Genomic DNA, 17,551 nt, shown 5'->3' on the forward strand with positions numbered 1-17,551 from the left:
CCGAGGCGGCAAACGAGTCGCTGAAGCGAAATTACCTATAGAAGAAAAACAAAGGGGATGACAAAATGACATTGGCAATTGAAATGAAGGATGTAATGAAAACCTTTAATGAAAAAACAGCACTTCGAAATGTAAGTATTGAAGTAAAGCAAGGAGAAATCTTCGGGTTTCTAGGACCAAGTGGATCAGGGAAAACAACAACAGTGAAAATTTTAACTTCCCAGTTGCTTCACAGTGTTGGAAAAGTGAAAGTACTAGGAAAAGATATTACAGGTCCAAACAGCATCGATTACAAACGAATTGGTATTTTAACAGATAACAGTGGTCTATATGAAAGACTTAGCATTTATGATAACTTACTATTATTTTGCGACTTATACGATTGTCCTAAAGAAAGAATTGATGAAGTACTATCCCAAGTGAATTTATTAGAAGATAAAAAAACACCAGTCAAAAAATTATCAAAAGGGATGAAGCAGCGCGTTACGCTAGCACGAGCAATTCTGCATAAACCGGATATTCTCTTCTTAGATGAACCAACATCAGCACTTGATCCAGTCAACGTCCAAAACATTCATAACATCTTAAAGGACCTAAATAGAGAAGGAACAACGATTTTCTTAACGACACACAATATGGATGAAGCAGAAACGCTTTGTGACCGCATTGCTTTCTTATGTGGAGGGGAAATTGTAGCACTTGATACACCAGAAAATTTAAGACTTCAATACGCGAAAGACAAAATCGAAGTCGTGCTAAAGGATAAGAAAAAAGAAACAGTGAAAAAAGACGAATTAGGCGCAAAACGTATTTCTGAGTGGATGAAAAATGGTGAATTATTATCGATTCATTCTTATGAGCCAACACTAGGAGATATCTTTATTGAAGTAACTGGGAGGGGATTATAATGACATTTTCAATGAGACGTGTATCGGCGATTTTACGGAAAGAGATGCAGGATTTGAAGAATAACGCACAAATATTATTAATGGCGATTTTACCACTTGGATTGGCATTGTTTTATAAGCAAATGGGACAAGGGAAGGAGTTTATGGGAGGCTTTGTAATCGTCATGATATTATGTATGGTTACAACAATCTCACAGGCAACTCTTATTGCGGAAGAGAAGGAGAAACATACGTTACGAGTGCTTATGCTATCTCCTGCTTCTCCATTTGAAATCATTATTGGAAAAGCACTACCAATCATTGTTTTAACGTTTGCTATAAGTTTTCTTAATTTATTTATACTAGATGTTTTACAAGGGAATATGTTGTTCATGTTTCTGTTAATGTTATTAGGAACATTAGTGTTCATCATATTTGGGACAATTATCGCTCTTTTAGCTAAAAATTTAGTGCAAGTTTCTGTTATTGCATCACCGGTTGCAATGGTCTTACTCATGACTCCAATTTTAAGTAATGTTATAAAAAATGACATTTTGAAAAACATACTATCGTATTTACCGACTAATCATATTTTTGAAGCGTTCGTAAGTGTTGTGGAGGGGAAAGGCTTCTCTGCAATTGCTGCAGATCTAATCAATGTCTCTGTTTGGTTAGTCATTTCAATTATTGTTTGCCTCTTCGTCTACAAAAAGAAACAACTAGACTAAAAAACTGAGCCAATCCGCTCAGTTTTTTCTTTTTTCTATCATTTCCTCGGAAATTTCGCAATTCCTATACATATTTTTACAGATTTTGTCGAAAAGTAATTAGTTATAGGTTGTATAGGATGAATGAATATTGTTCAAAATGATTGCTGAGGTGATGATAGAATGCGAGGAAGGAATAATAAAAAGTCGCAAAAGGTAGTTCATTTATTTCAAAAACGGTGGGTATTTCCGGCAATCTATATTGCATGTGCAGCGGTAATCTTGACGGTTGCTCTATGGTTCCAGGCAGCTAATCCAAAGAAAGCGCCTAATAAAGAGCAAAGTGCGCCGTATGGTCAAACGGAAAATCCAGTAGTACCAGTAACAAAGTCTTCGGAAGTTGTGAAAATGCCAGCTGCAAAGAATGTAGATGTTGTTGTGAAGAAGAAGTTTTATGAAGATGGAGCAGCAGAAGAGGAGCAAGAACAAGCACTTGTCTTTTATAACAACACATATTCTCCTAATAAAGGAATCGATGTTGCTGCGAAAAATGGAAAAGAATTCGATGTTACAGCTGCTTTAAGTGGTACAGTAACAAAAGCTGAAAAAGATTCGCTTCTCGGTTATGTCGTAACAGTGGATAACGGAAATGGTCTTGCAACATCTTATCAAAGCTTAGGCAGTGTAAAAGTAGAAAAAGGTGCAAAAGTTGCACAAGGTGAAGTATTAGGAAAATCCGGTCTAAGTGCAATGAATAAGGAAGCAGGTTCTCATGTACACTTTGAAGTTCGTAAAGATAATGTAGCTGTCAATCCAGAGCGTTACCTTAACAAACTTGCGACAGACGTAAAAGCAGAAGCAGGAGCAGCAAAAGAAACAAATGGTTCAGCTGATGAAAAAGGTAAAAAAGAAGAGAAATCAACAAGCGGTTCAGCTGATGAAAAAGGTAAAAAAGAAGAGAAATCAACAAGCGGTTCAGCTGATGAAAAAGGTAAAAAAGAAGAGAAATCAACAAGCGGTTCAGCTGATGAAAAAGGTAAAAAAGAAGAGAAATCAACAAGCGGTTCAGCTGACGAAAAAGGTAAAAAAGAAGAGAAATCAACAAATGGCGCAGCTGATGAAAAAAGTAAAAAAGAAGAAAAATCAACAAATGGTTCTACGGAATCATCTAGCGATTCTTCTTCTACACAAGAATAATAAAACGAAAAAATCAGCTCTCACTAGGGAGTTGATTTTTTTATTTTTATATAAAAATGATTCATTTCGAGAGGGAAATAGCAATAACAAGGAAATTTGACGGAATTCTCGAATATATATTAAGAAAAGGAGGGGATTACTCTGTCATTTGTATTTGTTCTGTCGATTGCCCTTATTTTGTTGTTTATTTTATTTACTTTATATTATTACATTGCCAGTAAGAAAGAAGTTCCCCACCATCAATTATTAGAAGAAGAATGTGATCATGAAGAATGACGCCTTTGACAAGAGGCGTCATTCTTTGGTTTTTGTAGGGCAATCCATCAAGTGAAAATTGTCATTGTTAACGTATTTCTCACACGAATTTGTAATTTTTCTTAACTTAGTCCGTAAAAATACTGAACTTGTAGCATATATCAGTAGTGCGGGCAATACAATGATATAAACCAATGCAAAGAGAGTGTTTGAGGTGAGAAATCGTGGGTCATTTCATTATAAATTCCAGAATGTTTAAAGCTTACAAACAGCACTCGAATTTACTTCTTAGTCATATGCAGCGAGTCTCATTTCACACTTCTCACATCCAATTTAGGGAGGCGAGTGGTGTGCACGATTACATCAAAGAGAGAACTATCAAGATTGGCAAGTATATCGTGGAGACAAGAAAAACAGTTCGTGTGATTGCAAAAGAATTTGGGGTATCAAAGAGTACAGTCCATAAAGATTTAACAGAACGTTTACCAGAGATTAATCCAGAGCTCGCAAATGAAGTGAAAGAAATTCTTGATTATCATAAGTCGATTCGCCACCTAAGAGGCGGGGAAGCGACGAAGCAGAAGTACCGAAAAGAAGATACAGAAAGAATCGTGCAGCAATAATTCATTATACGGCAAACATTCCTTGGTCATGACGGAACATTTTTCAGAAGAATTATCTTTTCAAATATTACGTTTTCGTTAAATTTATGATAAAATCAGAAATTAGGTGTAAAAGAATTCGGGTACAACCTGATTTTGAATATCAAGGAGGAAAACACAGGAATGTTTGCGAGAGATATCGGAATTGACCTAGGCACAGCTAACGTATTAATTCATGTAAAGGGTAAAGGGATCGTTTTAAACGAACCGTCTGTTGTAGCAATTGATCGCAATACTGGAAGAGTATTAGCGGTAGGTGAAGAAGCAAGAAGTATGGTAGGACGTACACCTGGTAATATTGTAGCGATTCGTCCGCTTAAAGATGGTGTAATTGCAGATTTCGAAATTACAGAAGCAATGTTAAAGCATTTTATTAACAAGTTGGACGTGAAGAGCTTCTTTTCAAAACCTCGCATTTTAATTTGTTGTCCAACAAACATTACATCTGTAGAACAAAAAGCAATTCGTGAAGCTGCTGAACGCTCAGGTGGTAAAACAGTATTCTTAGAAGAAGAACCAAAAGTAGCTGCTGTTGGTGCCGGTATGGAAATCTTCCAACCGAGCGGAAATATGGTTGTTGATATCGGTGGAGGTACAACAGATATTGCCGTGCTTTCAATGGGTGATATTGTTACCTCCTCCTCTATCAAAATGGCTGGCGACAAGTTTGATATGGAGATCTTAAACTATATTAAACGTAAGTATAAGCTATTAATCGGAGAACGCACATCAGAAGATATTAAAATTAAAGTCGGTACAGTATTCCCAGGTGCACGTAGTGAAGAACTTGAAATTCGCGGACGTGACATGGTAACGGGCTTACCACGTACAATCACAGTATGTTCAGAAGAGGTTACAGAAGCATTAAAAGAAAATGCGGCTGTCATTGTACAAGCTGCAAAAGGTGTATTAGAGCGTACACCACCAGAACTATCTGCAGACATCATTGACCGCGGTGTGATCTTAACAGGCGGAGGCGCATTATTACATGGTATCGACATGCTTCTAGCAGAAGAATTAAAAGTACCAGTACTAATCGCTGAAAACCCAATGCACTGTGTTGCTGTTGGTACAGGCATTATGTTAGAGAATATTGATAAATTGCCACGTCGTATGTTGAAATAGTCATATAAAGGGTAGTGAAAAGTGCGAAGGAACTATTTCCTTCGCACTTTTTTTGTAAATAAAAGAAAGTAAGAGGAGGTTTGTAACACCAATTAAGAAAGCGTTTTCTTGTGCCGGATATGACAATAGTTGTTAGGTTATTGTCATAGTTTGTAAATAAAAATTATGTTATAATCATCTTTGTGAATTTCGTGTGAACTCAATGTAAAATCTATGTAAATTTGTTTTGGATTTACATTGGTGAATTTGAGTCGTTCTTACCATTCATAGGCGTAGGAGAAGCTCTAATTTAAATATACTTCTAAACTAAATAATTATAAAATAATAACATTTCACAGGGGGCACGATCATGAAAAAGGTTATTACATATGGAACTTTCGATTTATTGCACTGGGGACATATTAACTTATTGAAGAGAGCGAAAGATTTAGGAGATTATTTAATTGTCGCCGTTTCTTCAGATGAATTTAACAAATTAAAAAATAAAAAATCTTATCATAGCTATGAGAATCGTAAAATGATTCTAGAAGCGGTTCGGTATGTGGATGAAGTAATTCCTGAACATAATTGGGAGCAGAAAGCAAAAGATGTTGTTAATCATGATGTAGATATTTTTGTTATGGGTGATGATTGGGAAGGGGAATTTGATGAATTAGATGAATACTGTGAAGTTGTATATTTACCACGTACAGCTGGAATTTCTACTACAAAAATAAAAAAGGAACTAGTGCAAGTTGCTAGATAAACTTAGATGATTAGAGAATTGATGGTAGAAATCTACCTAATTTTATTTGGAATTTTACATAATATGATGCAAGTGTTTCCGATTAAAAAGAAAGTAACTTTTATTATGTCTTATGGTGAAAATTTATTTTTTATTTATGAGGAAATACAGCGTCAAGGTATAAATTACGAGGTGGTTTTTTTATATAAACCTACATGTAAATATGAGGTGGATAGCTACTCGAATGTGAAATCTTATAAATTTGAAACAAAGAACATACTTCACACTATTAAATCTATCTATCATTTATCCACTTCTCAATACGTCATTGTTGATAATTATTTTGGGTCATTAGCGAAAGTTAAATTTAAAAAAGGCGTAGAGTGTATTCAAATATGGCATGCAGCAGGTGCTTTTAAAAAATTCGGATTATTAGCTCCTTCTTTTAAAAAAAGAAGTGTACGAGCCCAAAGCAGATTTATGAATGTTTATAAAAACTTCCATAAAATTGTTGTAGGATCAGAAGCGCTTTCTGACATTTATAAAGAAGCTTTTGCTCTATCTGATAATAATATATTAAAAACAGGTATTCCGAGAACAGATTTGTTTTTTGATGAACGGAGACAACAGAAAGTTAAAGATAATATTTTTATAGTAAATCCAAATCTAAAAGATAAAAAGGTTATTTTATATGCGCCAACCTTTAGAGATAAAGAGCTAGTAGATTTTGATTTACATCTAGATATCGATGAGATGTATAAGCAATTGAAAGATGAGTATATCCTCATAGTTAAGTTGCACCCAGCAATACGAAATACATGTAATTACGAAGAAAAGTATGAAGGTTTTTTATATGATTATTCCCTTTATCCAAATATAAATGATCTATTTCTAGTGACGGATATATTAGTCACTGATTATTCCTCTATACCATTTGAATTTTGCTTATTAAATAAACCAATAATCTTTTTTGCATACGATTTAAAGAAATATATGAAAAAAAGAGGGATTATTGGTGATTATGTATCTGATGTGCCAGGACCAGTTGTTTATACAACTGAAGAAGTGGTACGGGTGATAACAGATGGTAGGTTCAAAATAGATAGTATAAATAATTTTACTTTGAAATGGAATGAGTATTCGATAGGTGATTCAAGTAAGAACTTTGTAAATATGCTTTTTAAAGAGAAATAGTAAGGTAGTCATGCATTCCTATAATAATGATGTGTTCGAGAGAAAGGTAAAAGATTTTTTATAGGAAGTATGCTTTAGAAATAGATTAAAGAGAGGTTTTAATATTGCAAATCAAGAAGAAGATTAACAGAATGAAAAATCGTATTAATTTTTTATCAGGTCCACTGAAAAAATATTCGAATGACCAAGGGTTTAAGAGAACTGTTAAGTATACAGATTTTTATGTGAAATTAGACTTGGATGAGAAAGTTATATTATATGAATCTTTCCATGGTAAAGGTATGACAGATAGTCCATACGCAATTTTTAAAAAAATTATCGATAATCCAGAGTATAAGGATTATACACATGTTTGGGCATTGAATGATGGAAATAACTTTTATGCTAAACGTTATGAAAATAAAAAAAATGTTAAGTTTGTTAAAGTTCATAGTGAAGAGTATTTAAAATATTTAACAACAGCGAAATATTTAATTAACAATACGACATTTCCACCTTATTTCCAGAAAAAAGAAGGGCAAATCTATGTGAATACTTGGCATGGAACACCTATTAAAACATTAGGAAAAGATATGAAGGGAGAAATAGGACAACATAAAAATATCCAAAGGAATTTTATGCATTGTGACTATATATTAAATCCTAATAAATTTACTGCAGATACTATTGTAAATTCTCATGATTTAGAAGGGTTATACAATGGCTATGTTGTTGATGAAGGCTATCCACGAATTGACCTTACTCTACAAGTAAACCCAGAAGAAGTACGAGGATATTTAAAAGAATTTGTAGAAATTGATGATACAAAAAAAATCATTTTATATGCACCAACTTGGCGTGGTGGAGTAAATCAGGTAAATAATATTAAAGATGAAATTAACAATATTGTTAAACAAATGTACTCTAAGATACCTAATGATTATCAACTCTTGTTAAAGGTTCATACATTGACATATAAATTTATTAAAGATGACGAAAGTTTACGAGAAATTTGTATACCAGATTGGGTGGATCCTAATGAGTTGATGTCAATAGTAGATGTTTTAGTGACAGATTATTCTAGTATATTCTTTGATTACATGGTAACAGAAAAACCAATCATTTTCTTAGCGTATGATAAGGAAGAGTATGAGGAACAACGAGGTTTATACGTTCAATTAGAAGATATGCCAGGTCCAATATGCTATACGGTAGACGAAGTTATTCATAGTATTGAAAACATTAAGAGTGTAAAACATGATTACAGTGTTAAATACCAAGAAACATTGAAAAAATATTGCTATCATGATGATGGGAATGCTACAGAAAGAGCGATTGACATTATTTTCAGAGAAAAGCACACAGCTAATGTATATAAAGTTACAAATGAGAATAAGAAAAATATTCTAATGTATTGTGGTGGATTTTTGAATAATGGAATTACTACGTCAGTTATTAACCTTTTGAATAATATTGATTACTCAAAATACAATGTGGCAGTTATTGATAAAGGGAAGTACGATCAAATTTCAAGAGATAATTTCAATCAAATTAATTCGAATGTGAAAAAGTTTTATCGAGTAGGTAGTTTAAACACCACTTTAAAAGAATCTTATCAAAATAACTATGTTATGAAAATGGGGCTAAAGAATGAAAAAGCTCAGAAGGTGCTACCAAAGCAACTATACAAGCGTGAAATTTCAAGGTTATTTGGTAATGCGGAATTTGATATAGCTATTGACTTTAGTGGATATGTCCCATTTTGGACATTGTTATTTGCGTTTGGAGATTTTAAAAAGAGAAGTATCTATCAACATAATGATATGTGGGCAGAATACTCCAAAAAAATTAAAGGTAAATTTAAGCATAGAGCTAATCTAAATATTATTTTCCCGTTGTATAAGGAGTTTGATAAAATAGTAGCTGTTGCAGAACACACAAGAAACTTAAATAGGAAGAATTTGAAAGATTATATTACACTAAAACAAGGTGTTTATGTCCATAATGCCATTGACCCTAATAAAGTATTTAAACAGATTGAAGAAGGCGACATATATAAATATGATGAGAAAGAATATTTATTAAAAGAAAATATTCACGGAAATGGTAAGCTTAAAATTACAGGAATTGAAATGCCTCAAAAAGAGAACATAAATTTTGTTAATATGGGAAGGTTGTCACCTGAAAAAGATCAAAAAAAGCTTATACATGCTTTTGCAAAAGTTACGGAACTCTATGATAATATTAGACTTTATATTGTTGGAGACGGAGTTTTAAAAGAAGAATTAGAGAATTTAGTGAGAGAAAAAAATCTAGAGGACAAAGTGATTTTTACTGGTCAAATGAGTAATCCTTTCTTACTTATTAATCAATGCGATTGTTTTGTTCTCTCATCTAATCACGAGGGACAGCCAATGGTATTGTTAGAGGCTTTAATACTAGGTAAACCTATTATTGCCACTGACATTGCAGGGTCAAGAAGTATTTTAGAAGAAGGTTATGGGGAGCTAGTTGAAAATAATATAACTGGTCTGGTAATTGGGATGCAGAAGTTTATATTAAATCAAACTTCTTTTAAAGAATTTGATTTTCAAAAGTATAATGAGCATGCTCTTGAAATGTTTTACGATGAAGTATGCGCTCTTAAAGAGGAATAGGATGTAATGGAATAATGAAGTGTGGAAGCTAAGTGATTTACAATATAAATCACTTAGCTTCTTACGTAAATAGTGATGTTTCTAACGTTTTTAAGGTGGTAAGAGGGGGATTGTGTTGAAACAAATTACAGTAATTGGTGCAGGAAGCTGGGGAACAGCGTTATCTATGGTTCTTGCGGATAACGGACATGAAGTAAGGATTTGGGGGAATAAGGCGGAACAAATCCATGAAATTAATGAGAAGCATACGAATGAAGCATATTTACCGGGGATTCAACTTTCTAAAACAATAAAAGGATACGAGTCTCTAGAGGAAGTAATGGATGGGATAGATACGGTACTATTAGTTGTTCCAACGAAAGCGATTCGTAGTGTAATACAACAACTAAAGGAAGTTGTAAAACAACCGATAACAATTATCCATGCAAGTAAAGGAATTGAACCAGGATCATTTAAACGTATCTCAGAAATGATTGAAGAAGAGATGCCGAAAGAGTTAATAGAAAGTGTTGTTGTTCTTTCAGGGCCAAGCCATGCAGAAGAGGTAAGTCTTCGTCATCCTACTACTGTAACTGCTGCGTCATATCATCTACAGGCTGCAGAAAAAACACAAAAGCTATTTATGAATACAAATTTCCGTGTTTATACAAATCGAGATGTGATTGGTGTTGAATTAGGCGGGGCACTAAAGAATATTATTGCCCTTGGCGCAGGAATCTCAGATGGTCTTGGTTACGGAGATAACGCAAAAGCAGCGTTAATTTCCAGGGGACTAACGGAAATTACACGATTAGGGTGTGAGATGGGAGCAAATCCGCTTACTTTTGCGGGATTAACAGGTGTCGGTGATTTAATTGTGACTTGTACAAGTGTTCATAGTCGAAATTGGCGAGCTGGAAATTTACTTGGTAAGGGTCATAATTTAGAAGAAGTATTAGGGAATATGGGCATGGTGGTAGAAGGTGTTCGTACAGCTGAGGCAGCATATCATTTAGCTGAAAAAATGAGTATTGAAATGCCGATTACGATTGCGATATATAATGTTTTATTTAATGGAAAAAATGCAAAAGAAGAGGTAGACGCATTAATGGGAAGAACGGGAAAAGGCGAGGTTTCGCGTTAATGTATCGTAAGTATGAAGCGACTGAATTAGAAGGTGTGTAAATAACATGGGATTTATAAGAAGAATAAAAAATCACCGTATTGTAAAAAAACTATGTAAGGCAGTATTTCTTTTCTGTAGTTGTTTGCCTCCCAAAAAGAAGTTAATTTTATTTGAGAGTTATTCCGGAAAACAATATAGTTGTAATCCACGAGCTATGTATGAATACATGTTACAAAATGACATGGACTTTCAAATGGTTTGGAGTGTAAATAAAAATTACACAGCGCAGTTTGATAAAGAAAATATCCCATATGTAAAAAGATTTTCAATTCGTTGGTTTATTTTATTGGCACGTGCGCAGTATTGGGTAACAAATAGTAGAATGCCACTTTGGCTTCCTAAGCCAAGGCATACTATTTATATACAAACTTGGCACGGTACACCTCTTAAGAAATTAGCGGGTGATATGAAAGAAGTTCATATGCCGGGTACAACAACTGAAAAGTATAAGGACAATTTTCATCGTGAAGCACAAAACTGGGATTATTTACTTTCCCCTAATGTATATTCGACTGAAATATTTAAGAGGGCTTTTCAATTTCAAAAAACTGTTGTTGAAGCAGGATATCCTCGTAACGATTTCTTATATGTAAATAATAATTCTAAGGCAGTCGATACATTAAAGAAACAGAATGGATTACCTATAGATAAAAAAATTATTTTATATGCCCCAACGTGGCGAGACGATCAGTTTTATAGTAAAGGTCGATATAAATTAGATTTACAATTAGATTTAAGTCTTTTGCAGAAACAATTAGGTTCAGATTATATCATTTTGTTACGCATGCACTACTTAGTTGCAGAACAGTTTGATTTAGAACCGTATAAAGGGTTTGTGTATGATTTCTCTAAGCATGTCGATATAAATGAGCTGTATTTACTATCTGACTTGTTAATTACAGATTACTCTTCAGTCTTTTTTGACTATGCGAATTTGAAACGACCAATCATTTTCTACACGTATGATATTGACTCGTATCGCGATAAGTTAAGAGGTTTTTATTTTGACTTAGAGACAGAAGCTCCTGGTCCAGTTGTGATGAATACGGAAGAAGTGCTTGAGGAAATATTAAGATTCGAAACTCTAGGTTTAGGTGAATTTGCAGGGAAATATAATACCTTCTATAATAATTATTGTTATTTAGAAGATGGTTTTGCTTCTAAACGAGTAGTAGAGAAAATATTCTTCGGAGAGGCACAGTAAAGATGAACTCAATGATTATGGTATTAAAAGAACAGGTAAACAGTCTATATTTAATTCAACGTTTATCTATTTATCAAGTAAAAAGTACAAATAATAATAATTATTTAGGACTTGTGTGGGAAGTTTTGAATCCTCTCATACAGATGAGTATTTATTGGTTTGTATTCGGCTTTGGGATTCGGGGTGGTCAAGGAGTAAATGGAGTACCATTTGTTTATTGGTTATCTGCAGGGCTTGTTGTATGGTTTTTTGTACAACCAGCAATGCTACAAGCATCTAAGTCTATTTATACAAGGTTAAATATGATTTCGAAGATGAGTTTTCCAATGAGTGTTATCCCAAGCTTTGTAATTATGTCTAATCTTTATCAGCATTTGATACTTATCGGTATTGTGACAATTTTATTTTTAGTAACGGGTCAAGGTATTTCTATTCATTATATTCAGCTTGTTTATTATATGTTTGCTACCCTTATGTTAATATTTTCACTCTCCTTAATTACGTCAACGTTAGCAACAATTGTGAGAGATGTTCAAATGATTGTTCAATCAATTATGCGAATGTTGCTATACTTAACGCCTATATTATGGACACCTGAAAAATTACCATCGTTTCTTCAAAAAATTATGCAGTTAAATCCATTTTGCTATATTGTAGATGGATATCGTGCTTCTTTACTAGGAACAAGCTGGTTTTATCAAGATCTAAATTATGCATTATATTTTTGGTCGTTTGTCCTTGTTACGTTGTTAATTGGTGCAACGCTACATGTGAAATTTAGAAAGCACTTTGCAGATTATCTATGATGAGGGTTGTAAAAAATGAATGAATCAGTGAGGTTTCATAATGTAACAAAAAAATATAAAATGCATAGCAAAAACTCTGAGAAATTAAAGGATATTCTGTATCCTGGAGGATTTGGTGAAGACTTTTATGCATTAAGAAACTTAGAATTTGAGGCTCAAAAAGGCGATGTTATTGGTATTGTTGGGGTAAATGGTTCTGGAAAATCTACAATGTCTAATTTGATTGCTGGAATTACACCGCCTACAACTGGAAGTATCGATATAAAAGGGAAAGTCGCACTTATTGCAATCGCAGCTGGTCTTAATAATCAATTGTCAGGTAGAGAAAACATTGAGCTTAAATGCTTAATGATGGGAATGAGTAAAGCACAAATTGAAAAGTTAACACCTGAAATTATTGATTTTGCTGATATAGGTAAGTTTATTGATATGCCAGTAAAAAAATATTCTAGCGGGATGAAATCGCGTTTAGGATTCGCGATTTCAGTTAGTATTAATCCAGATGTACTCGTAATTGATGAAGCTTTATCAGTAGGTGATCAAACATTTGCTGATAAATGCTTAAACCGTATGAATGAATTTAAAGAACAGGGCAAAACAATATTTTTTGTTAGCCATTCTTTAGGACAAGTGAAAAAATTCTGTACAAAGGCTCTATGGCTTGAATACGGTGAAATTAGAGACTATGGTCCTATTGAGGAAGTAATGCCGAAGTATGAAAGTTTCTTAAAAGAATATAAGGAAATGAGTAAAGAAGAGCAGCAAAACTTCAAAAAAGAAGCAATGGAGAAACAGGCAGGAAAAGGGTTGGCAGAGGTAAATATTGCTTCAAAAGAGGTTCCAAAAGAAGCTTCCAATTATGCACCTAGATTAAGTGGAGCGCATGTTCACAGTAAGAATAATCGAATCAAACGTAAGTATATTGCTGGCTTAATTGGTGTATTACTAATTACAACTATAAGTGGATTGACGTATTGGCAAAGGGATAATATCTTTTCTCCTTTACAGGCTAAAGAACAAAAGAAAGAACAATCTAGACAAGCAAAGGTTGTTAAACAAGAGAAGAATCCATTAGCTGATTTAGATGTTCGGTATGTAAATTCTGCTAAAGCTCGTGTGAGAAGTGTGCCAGCGTTAGAGGGACAAGCGATTGCTACTATGGTATTTGGAACACCTTTTGTGGTAAAGGATCAGAAAAAAGATGAAAAATCTGGGGTCAATTGGTTGAAGGCTATTTATGATAATGGGGAAGAAGGATGGGTTAGTGAAGAGATAGTAAGCTCAATTCCATTTACTCATGCATTATCTTATGAGGATGTTGTAAATAAAATAAAAAAATTAGAAGGTACTTCTCAAAATCTGGAACAAGCCCTTACTTTTTTAGGTAAGCGTAAAGAGGATGTAACTAGTATAATAGGTATTCCTCAAAATGAAGAAAAAGTACCAGAAGGAGTACTAACAAAATATAAAGAAATTGATGTTTTATATAATAATCAATTGATTGTTAAACAGGTAAGTCTTAAGAACGTAAATATATTGAAGGCAACGTTGTTAGAACAATTGGGTGAAGCACAATTGAAAAACGAAGATAGTTCTTTATTAATTTATCGATCTGATAAGTTTGATTTTAAGTTTGCTTCTAATGGTTCAACAATTGAGCAAATATCCATCTCCGATATGTTAAAATGAGGAGAATTATTGATATAATAAGTGTGTTTGTTAATTGTTCAATCAAGTAAATATAAAAAAATTATATAGTACTAGGAGGAATATCATTGAAAAAAGTAAGAAAAGCTATTATTCCAGCAGCCGGATTAGGGACTCGCTTCCTACCAGCAACAAAAGCAATGCCAAAAGAAATGTTACCAATTGTTGATAAACCAACAATTCAATATATCGTGGAAGAGGCAATTGCGTCTGGAATTGAAGATATTATTATCGTAACAGGAAAAGGAAAACGTGCAATTGAAGATCATTTCGATCATTCCTTTGAATTAGAACAAAACTTACTATCAAAAGGAAAGTATGAAACTCTTGAAAAAGTACAAGAATCTTCAAAGATCAATATTCATTATATTCGCCAAAAAGAGCCTAAAGGTTTAGGACATGCTGTGTGGTGTGCACGTAAATTTATTGGAAACGAACCATTTGCAGTATTACTTGGTGATGATATTGTGCAAGCGGATACGCCGTGCTTACGCCAATTAATGAATCAATATGAGAATACACAATCATCGGTAATTGGTGTTCAAACTGTTCCAGAGAATGAAACGCATCGCTATGGTATTATTGATCCGTTAGAGAAAAAGGATCGCAGTTATCAAGTGAGTAAATTTGTTGAAAAACCTGCTAAAGGAACAGCACCATCTAATTTAGCGATTATGGGACGTTACGTGTTAACGCCAGAAATCTTTATGTTCTTAGAAGATCAACAAACTGGAGCAGGCGGAGAAATTCAGTTAACAGATGCGATTCAGCGTTTAAATGAAATTCAACGTGTATTTGCATATGATTTCGAAGGAAAACGCTATGATGTTGGAGAAAAGCTTGGATTCATTCAAACAACTGTTGAAATGGCACTACAACATGAAGAGTTAAAAAAAGAGCTATTAGATTATATGAAAAAGTTAGTGGAAAGCGAAATGGTTTGTAACTAAGCTTTAACGATACAAAAAAGAACTTAAGTCTATGTTAGTTTTGGAATGGGACTTTCTAATGTTATTTCTCTTTCATTAATCGTCAAAAGAGGATAATATTGTTTCATTTATTTATAAATGGTTATCGGCTACTTATAGTATGCTACTATTTTGCTTCATTTTTTAATAAGAGGACCTCAACTCTATAATTCAACAATTGTTTTTAAACTCTTTTATAAGCGGTTGTTAGACATATAGATACCGTCACAAGAATTTAATTGGGTAATATGCATATGACTATACGATCTTTACTTCCTTGAAATAATTATTTATGAGATTATGTGTGAATTTATATGAAGATAATTGAATGGGATATTCTAGGTAGAGAGTGAATTGGACGTATAAATTTATATTGACGGGGGTATTATCAAGAACTAAAATGAATAATACATGAGTATATTATGATTAATGAAACGAAACGTTTGTTTTGTTAATCAAATCTATACTTGAAAAGTTCAATTTTCTTGTCTTGCATTAAATTACATTGAATATATAAATATTAATTTAAATATATAAATATTAATTTAAATATATGAATGTTAATTTAAATATACGTGTTAACGCTAGGATAAATATGTATAATTTTGATTGATTTCCCCTGACTATGAAAAGTAAATATACATAGGTATATAGTTAAAACCTTACAGAGTAAGGCTTTGTTAAAAAGACTGTGCAATGTTCTATGTGGAGGATACTAACACTAATTCCTTTATAGTGTTACATGAAATAGTGTAACACTATAAAGGAATTTTTGAGGATTTATTCATGCTTTAGGGTCAGTCATTGTAATAAAAATCAGGAGTGATTTTGTACATCTTTGAACAAGTGGAAATATGTATATTCGGATGGTGATTTGTAAATATATTCAGATGTAAATTAAATGATGTTGTTCAATATATATGTAACTTCATTTTTAATCAATTAAATAATAGTGGAGGGGAAGTATGGAGAAGGAAATAAATTTAAAAAGCTTGTTTAATATTATAAAAAGAAGATTTTGGATTATGGCAGTAATCACAATATTGGCCGGATTAGTTGGTGGGATATACAGTTTTTTTATGAAAACGCCTTTATATTCATCTTCCGCAAGGATCCTTATTCCGGCAAATCCTGAAGCAATGGGTACACTTAAAGTGATGATTAAAGAACCTGTTGTTTTAGAAAAAGTAGCGCAGCAACTAAATTTGAAAAAATCAGCAGGCGCATTAAGCGGACAGATAAGTGTTGGAAAGGTGGAAGAATCACAGATTGTCACTATAACAGCTATAGATACTAATCCAGTGCAGGCTGCCCAAATTGCTAATGTTACAGCAAATGTTTATAAAGAAGAAGCAAAATCTGTTATGAATTTCGGAAGTGTTCGTATTTTAACAGAAGCAAACGCACAAGGAAACCCTTCGCCAATAAACTTAAATCATGCAGGTACGATAGAGCTGGCCATGGCTGCCGCATTTATATTGAGTATAGGGATCGTTTTCTTATTGGATTCCCTTGATGAAACAATTAAATCGGAACGTGATATTGAAAAGTTACTACCGATCCCTGTTTTAGGAAGTGTTTCCCAAATGAAAAAAAATAATATAGTAGATAAAAACAGTCAGAAAGAAAGTGTAATGGTAGGAGGAAAAACATTTGATTCTTAATAAAAAACAAAGTCGTCCTCTTGATAATAGTAATTTAATTGCGCATACAGCTCCGAATTCGAAGGTTGCTGAGGAATATCGAACAATTCGTACTAATCTTCAGTTTGTATCTGAAGCAGATAAAAAAAGAACTATAATAATTACTTCTCCTGGATATGGGGAAGGGAAAACCATTACTGTGGCAAATTTGGCGGTTTCTATGGCTCAGCAGGATGAAAGGGTCTTAGTCATTGATGCGGATTTAAGAACTTCAGAACTACATAAAATTTTTGGAATAGAAAATAGATCGGGATTAACAAATATCCTAGAGGGAAAAGTAACGCTAGAGAAGGCGGTAATTCAGACGGAAATCAAAAATGTACATGTTTTAACAAGTGGTTCTGAAGTTAATAATCCAGCTGAGCTACTTAGCTTACCATCCATGCAAGATTTAATTAACAAAGTAATAGAACAATATGACGTTATTTTATTTGACTCTTCACCTCTTTTGGAAGTAACAGACACGAGTATACTAGCTAGTCAGTGTGATGGCGTATTGTTGGTATTAAGTTGCAATCAAACTGCTAGTGAAGCGGTAGTTGAAGCAGAAAGAGTGTTAGGTTTAAGCAACAGTAGGTTTCTAGGGGCTATTTTGAATAAAAAGGTATAAG

The 17,551-nt window shown here is 33.3% G+C and carries 16 protein-coding genes; all 16 read left to right on the forward strand.

Translation table 11 applies throughout. The annotated features are described in order from the left end of the window. Positions 1–65 precede the first annotated feature (65 nt). The 16 genes from C568_RS0107995 to C568_RS0108065 all read left to right on the forward strand — a co-directional run bounded on the left by C568_RS0107995 (position 66) and on the right by C568_RS0108065 (position 17,550). On the forward strand, positions 66–908 hold the full coding sequence (locus C568_RS0107995; RefSeq protein ID WP_003209202.1) for an ABC transporter ATP-binding protein: 843 nt from the start codon (positions 66–68) through the stop codon (positions 906–908). After that, positions 908–1,615, forward strand: a complete 708-nt coding sequence (locus C568_RS0108000) for an ABC transporter permease (RefSeq protein ID WP_018781191.1) — start codon at positions 908–910, stop codon at positions 1,613–1,615. The genes C568_RS0107995 and C568_RS0108000 overlap by 1 nt, the downstream gene beginning before the upstream one ends. A 162-nt stretch (positions 1,616–1,777) precedes the next feature. Next, on the forward strand, positions 1,778–2,791 hold the full coding sequence (locus C568_RS0108005) for a M23 family metallopeptidase (RefSeq protein ID WP_018781192.1): 1,014 nt from the start codon (positions 1,778–1,780) through the stop codon (positions 2,789–2,791). Between the two features lie 141 nt (positions 2,792–2,932). Then, complete coding sequence (locus C568_RS32720) at positions 2,933–3,067, forward strand: hypothetical protein (protein WP_042511388.1); 135 nt, start codon at positions 2,933–2,935, stop codon at positions 3,065–3,067. A 329-nt stretch (positions 3,068–3,396) separates the two neighbouring features. After that, positions 3,397–3,669, forward strand: coding sequence for a sporulation transcriptional regulator SpoIIID (gene spoIIID, locus C568_RS30515; RefSeq protein WP_018781193.1), 273 nt, complete (start codon positions 3,397–3,399; stop codon positions 3,667–3,669). Between the two features lie 162 nt (positions 3,670–3,831). Beyond that, a complete protein-coding gene (locus C568_RS0108015) occupies positions 3,832–4,833 on the forward strand; it encodes a rod shape-determining protein (RefSeq protein WP_003202097.1) in 1,002 nt (333 codons plus the stop codon). 349 nt (positions 4,834–5,182) lie between these two features. Next, positions 5,183–5,578, forward strand: a complete 396-nt coding sequence (gene tagD / locus C568_RS0108020; RefSeq protein ID WP_006096636.1) for a glycerol-3-phosphate cytidylyltransferase — start codon at positions 5,183–5,185, stop codon at positions 5,576–5,578. 6 nt (positions 5,579–5,584) lie between these two features. Continuing rightward, on the forward strand, positions 5,585–6,751 hold the full coding sequence (locus C568_RS0108025) for a CDP-glycerol glycerophosphotransferase family protein (RefSeq protein WP_148305772.1): 1,167 nt from the start codon (positions 5,585–5,587) through the stop codon (positions 6,749–6,751). Between the two features lie 131 nt (positions 6,752–6,882). After that, positions 6,883–9,387, forward strand: a complete 2,505-nt coding sequence (locus tag C568_RS0108030; protein WP_018781195.1) for a glycosyltransferase — start codon at positions 6,883–6,885, stop codon at positions 9,385–9,387. A gap of 115 nt (positions 9,388–9,502) precedes the next feature. Then, entirely contained in the window at positions 9,503–10,510 is a 1,008-nt protein-coding gene (locus tag C568_RS0108035) for an NAD(P)H-dependent glycerol-3-phosphate dehydrogenase (protein ID WP_006096632.1), read from the forward strand. 46 nt (positions 10,511–10,556) lie between these two features. Then, positions 10,557–11,756, forward strand: coding sequence for a CDP-glycerol glycerophosphotransferase family protein (locus tag C568_RS0108040; RefSeq protein ID WP_018781196.1), 1,200 nt, complete (start codon positions 10,557–10,559; stop codon positions 11,754–11,756). A gap of 2 nt (positions 11,757–11,758) precedes the next feature. Then, positions 11,759–12,562, forward strand: coding sequence for an ABC transporter permease (locus C568_RS0108045; protein WP_018781197.1), 804 nt, complete (start codon positions 11,759–11,761; stop codon positions 12,560–12,562). 15 nt (positions 12,563–12,577) lie between these two features. Next, complete coding sequence (gene tagH / locus C568_RS0108050; protein WP_018781198.1) at positions 12,578–14,251, forward strand: teichoic acids export ABC transporter ATP-binding subunit TagH; 1,674 nt, start codon at positions 12,578–12,580, stop codon at positions 14,249–14,251. A gap of 86 nt (positions 14,252–14,337) precedes the next feature. Continuing rightward, a complete protein-coding gene (gene galU / locus C568_RS0108055; protein ID WP_018781199.1) occupies positions 14,338–15,219 on the forward strand; it encodes a UTP--glucose-1-phosphate uridylyltransferase GalU in 882 nt (293 codons plus the stop codon). Between the two features lie 983 nt (positions 15,220–16,202). Then, positions 16,203–16,901 (forward strand): YveK family protein, encoded by a 699-nt coding sequence (locus C568_RS0108060; RefSeq protein ID WP_018781200.1) that lies wholly within the window; start codon positions 16,203–16,205, stop codon positions 16,899–16,901. Then, positions 16,891–17,550, forward strand: a complete 660-nt coding sequence (locus C568_RS0108065; protein ID WP_018781201.1) for a CpsD/CapB family tyrosine-protein kinase — start codon at positions 16,891–16,893, stop codon at positions 17,548–17,550. Before C568_RS0108060 ends, C568_RS0108065 begins: the two co-directional genes overlap by 11 nt. Position 17,551 lies beyond the last annotated feature (1 nt).

This window comes from Bacillus sp. 95MFCvi2.1 (assembly GCF_000374965.1).
In the GTDB taxonomy this organism is placed as follows: Bacteria; Bacillota; Bacilli; order Bacillales; family Bacillaceae_G; genus Bacillus_A; species Bacillus_A pseudomycoides.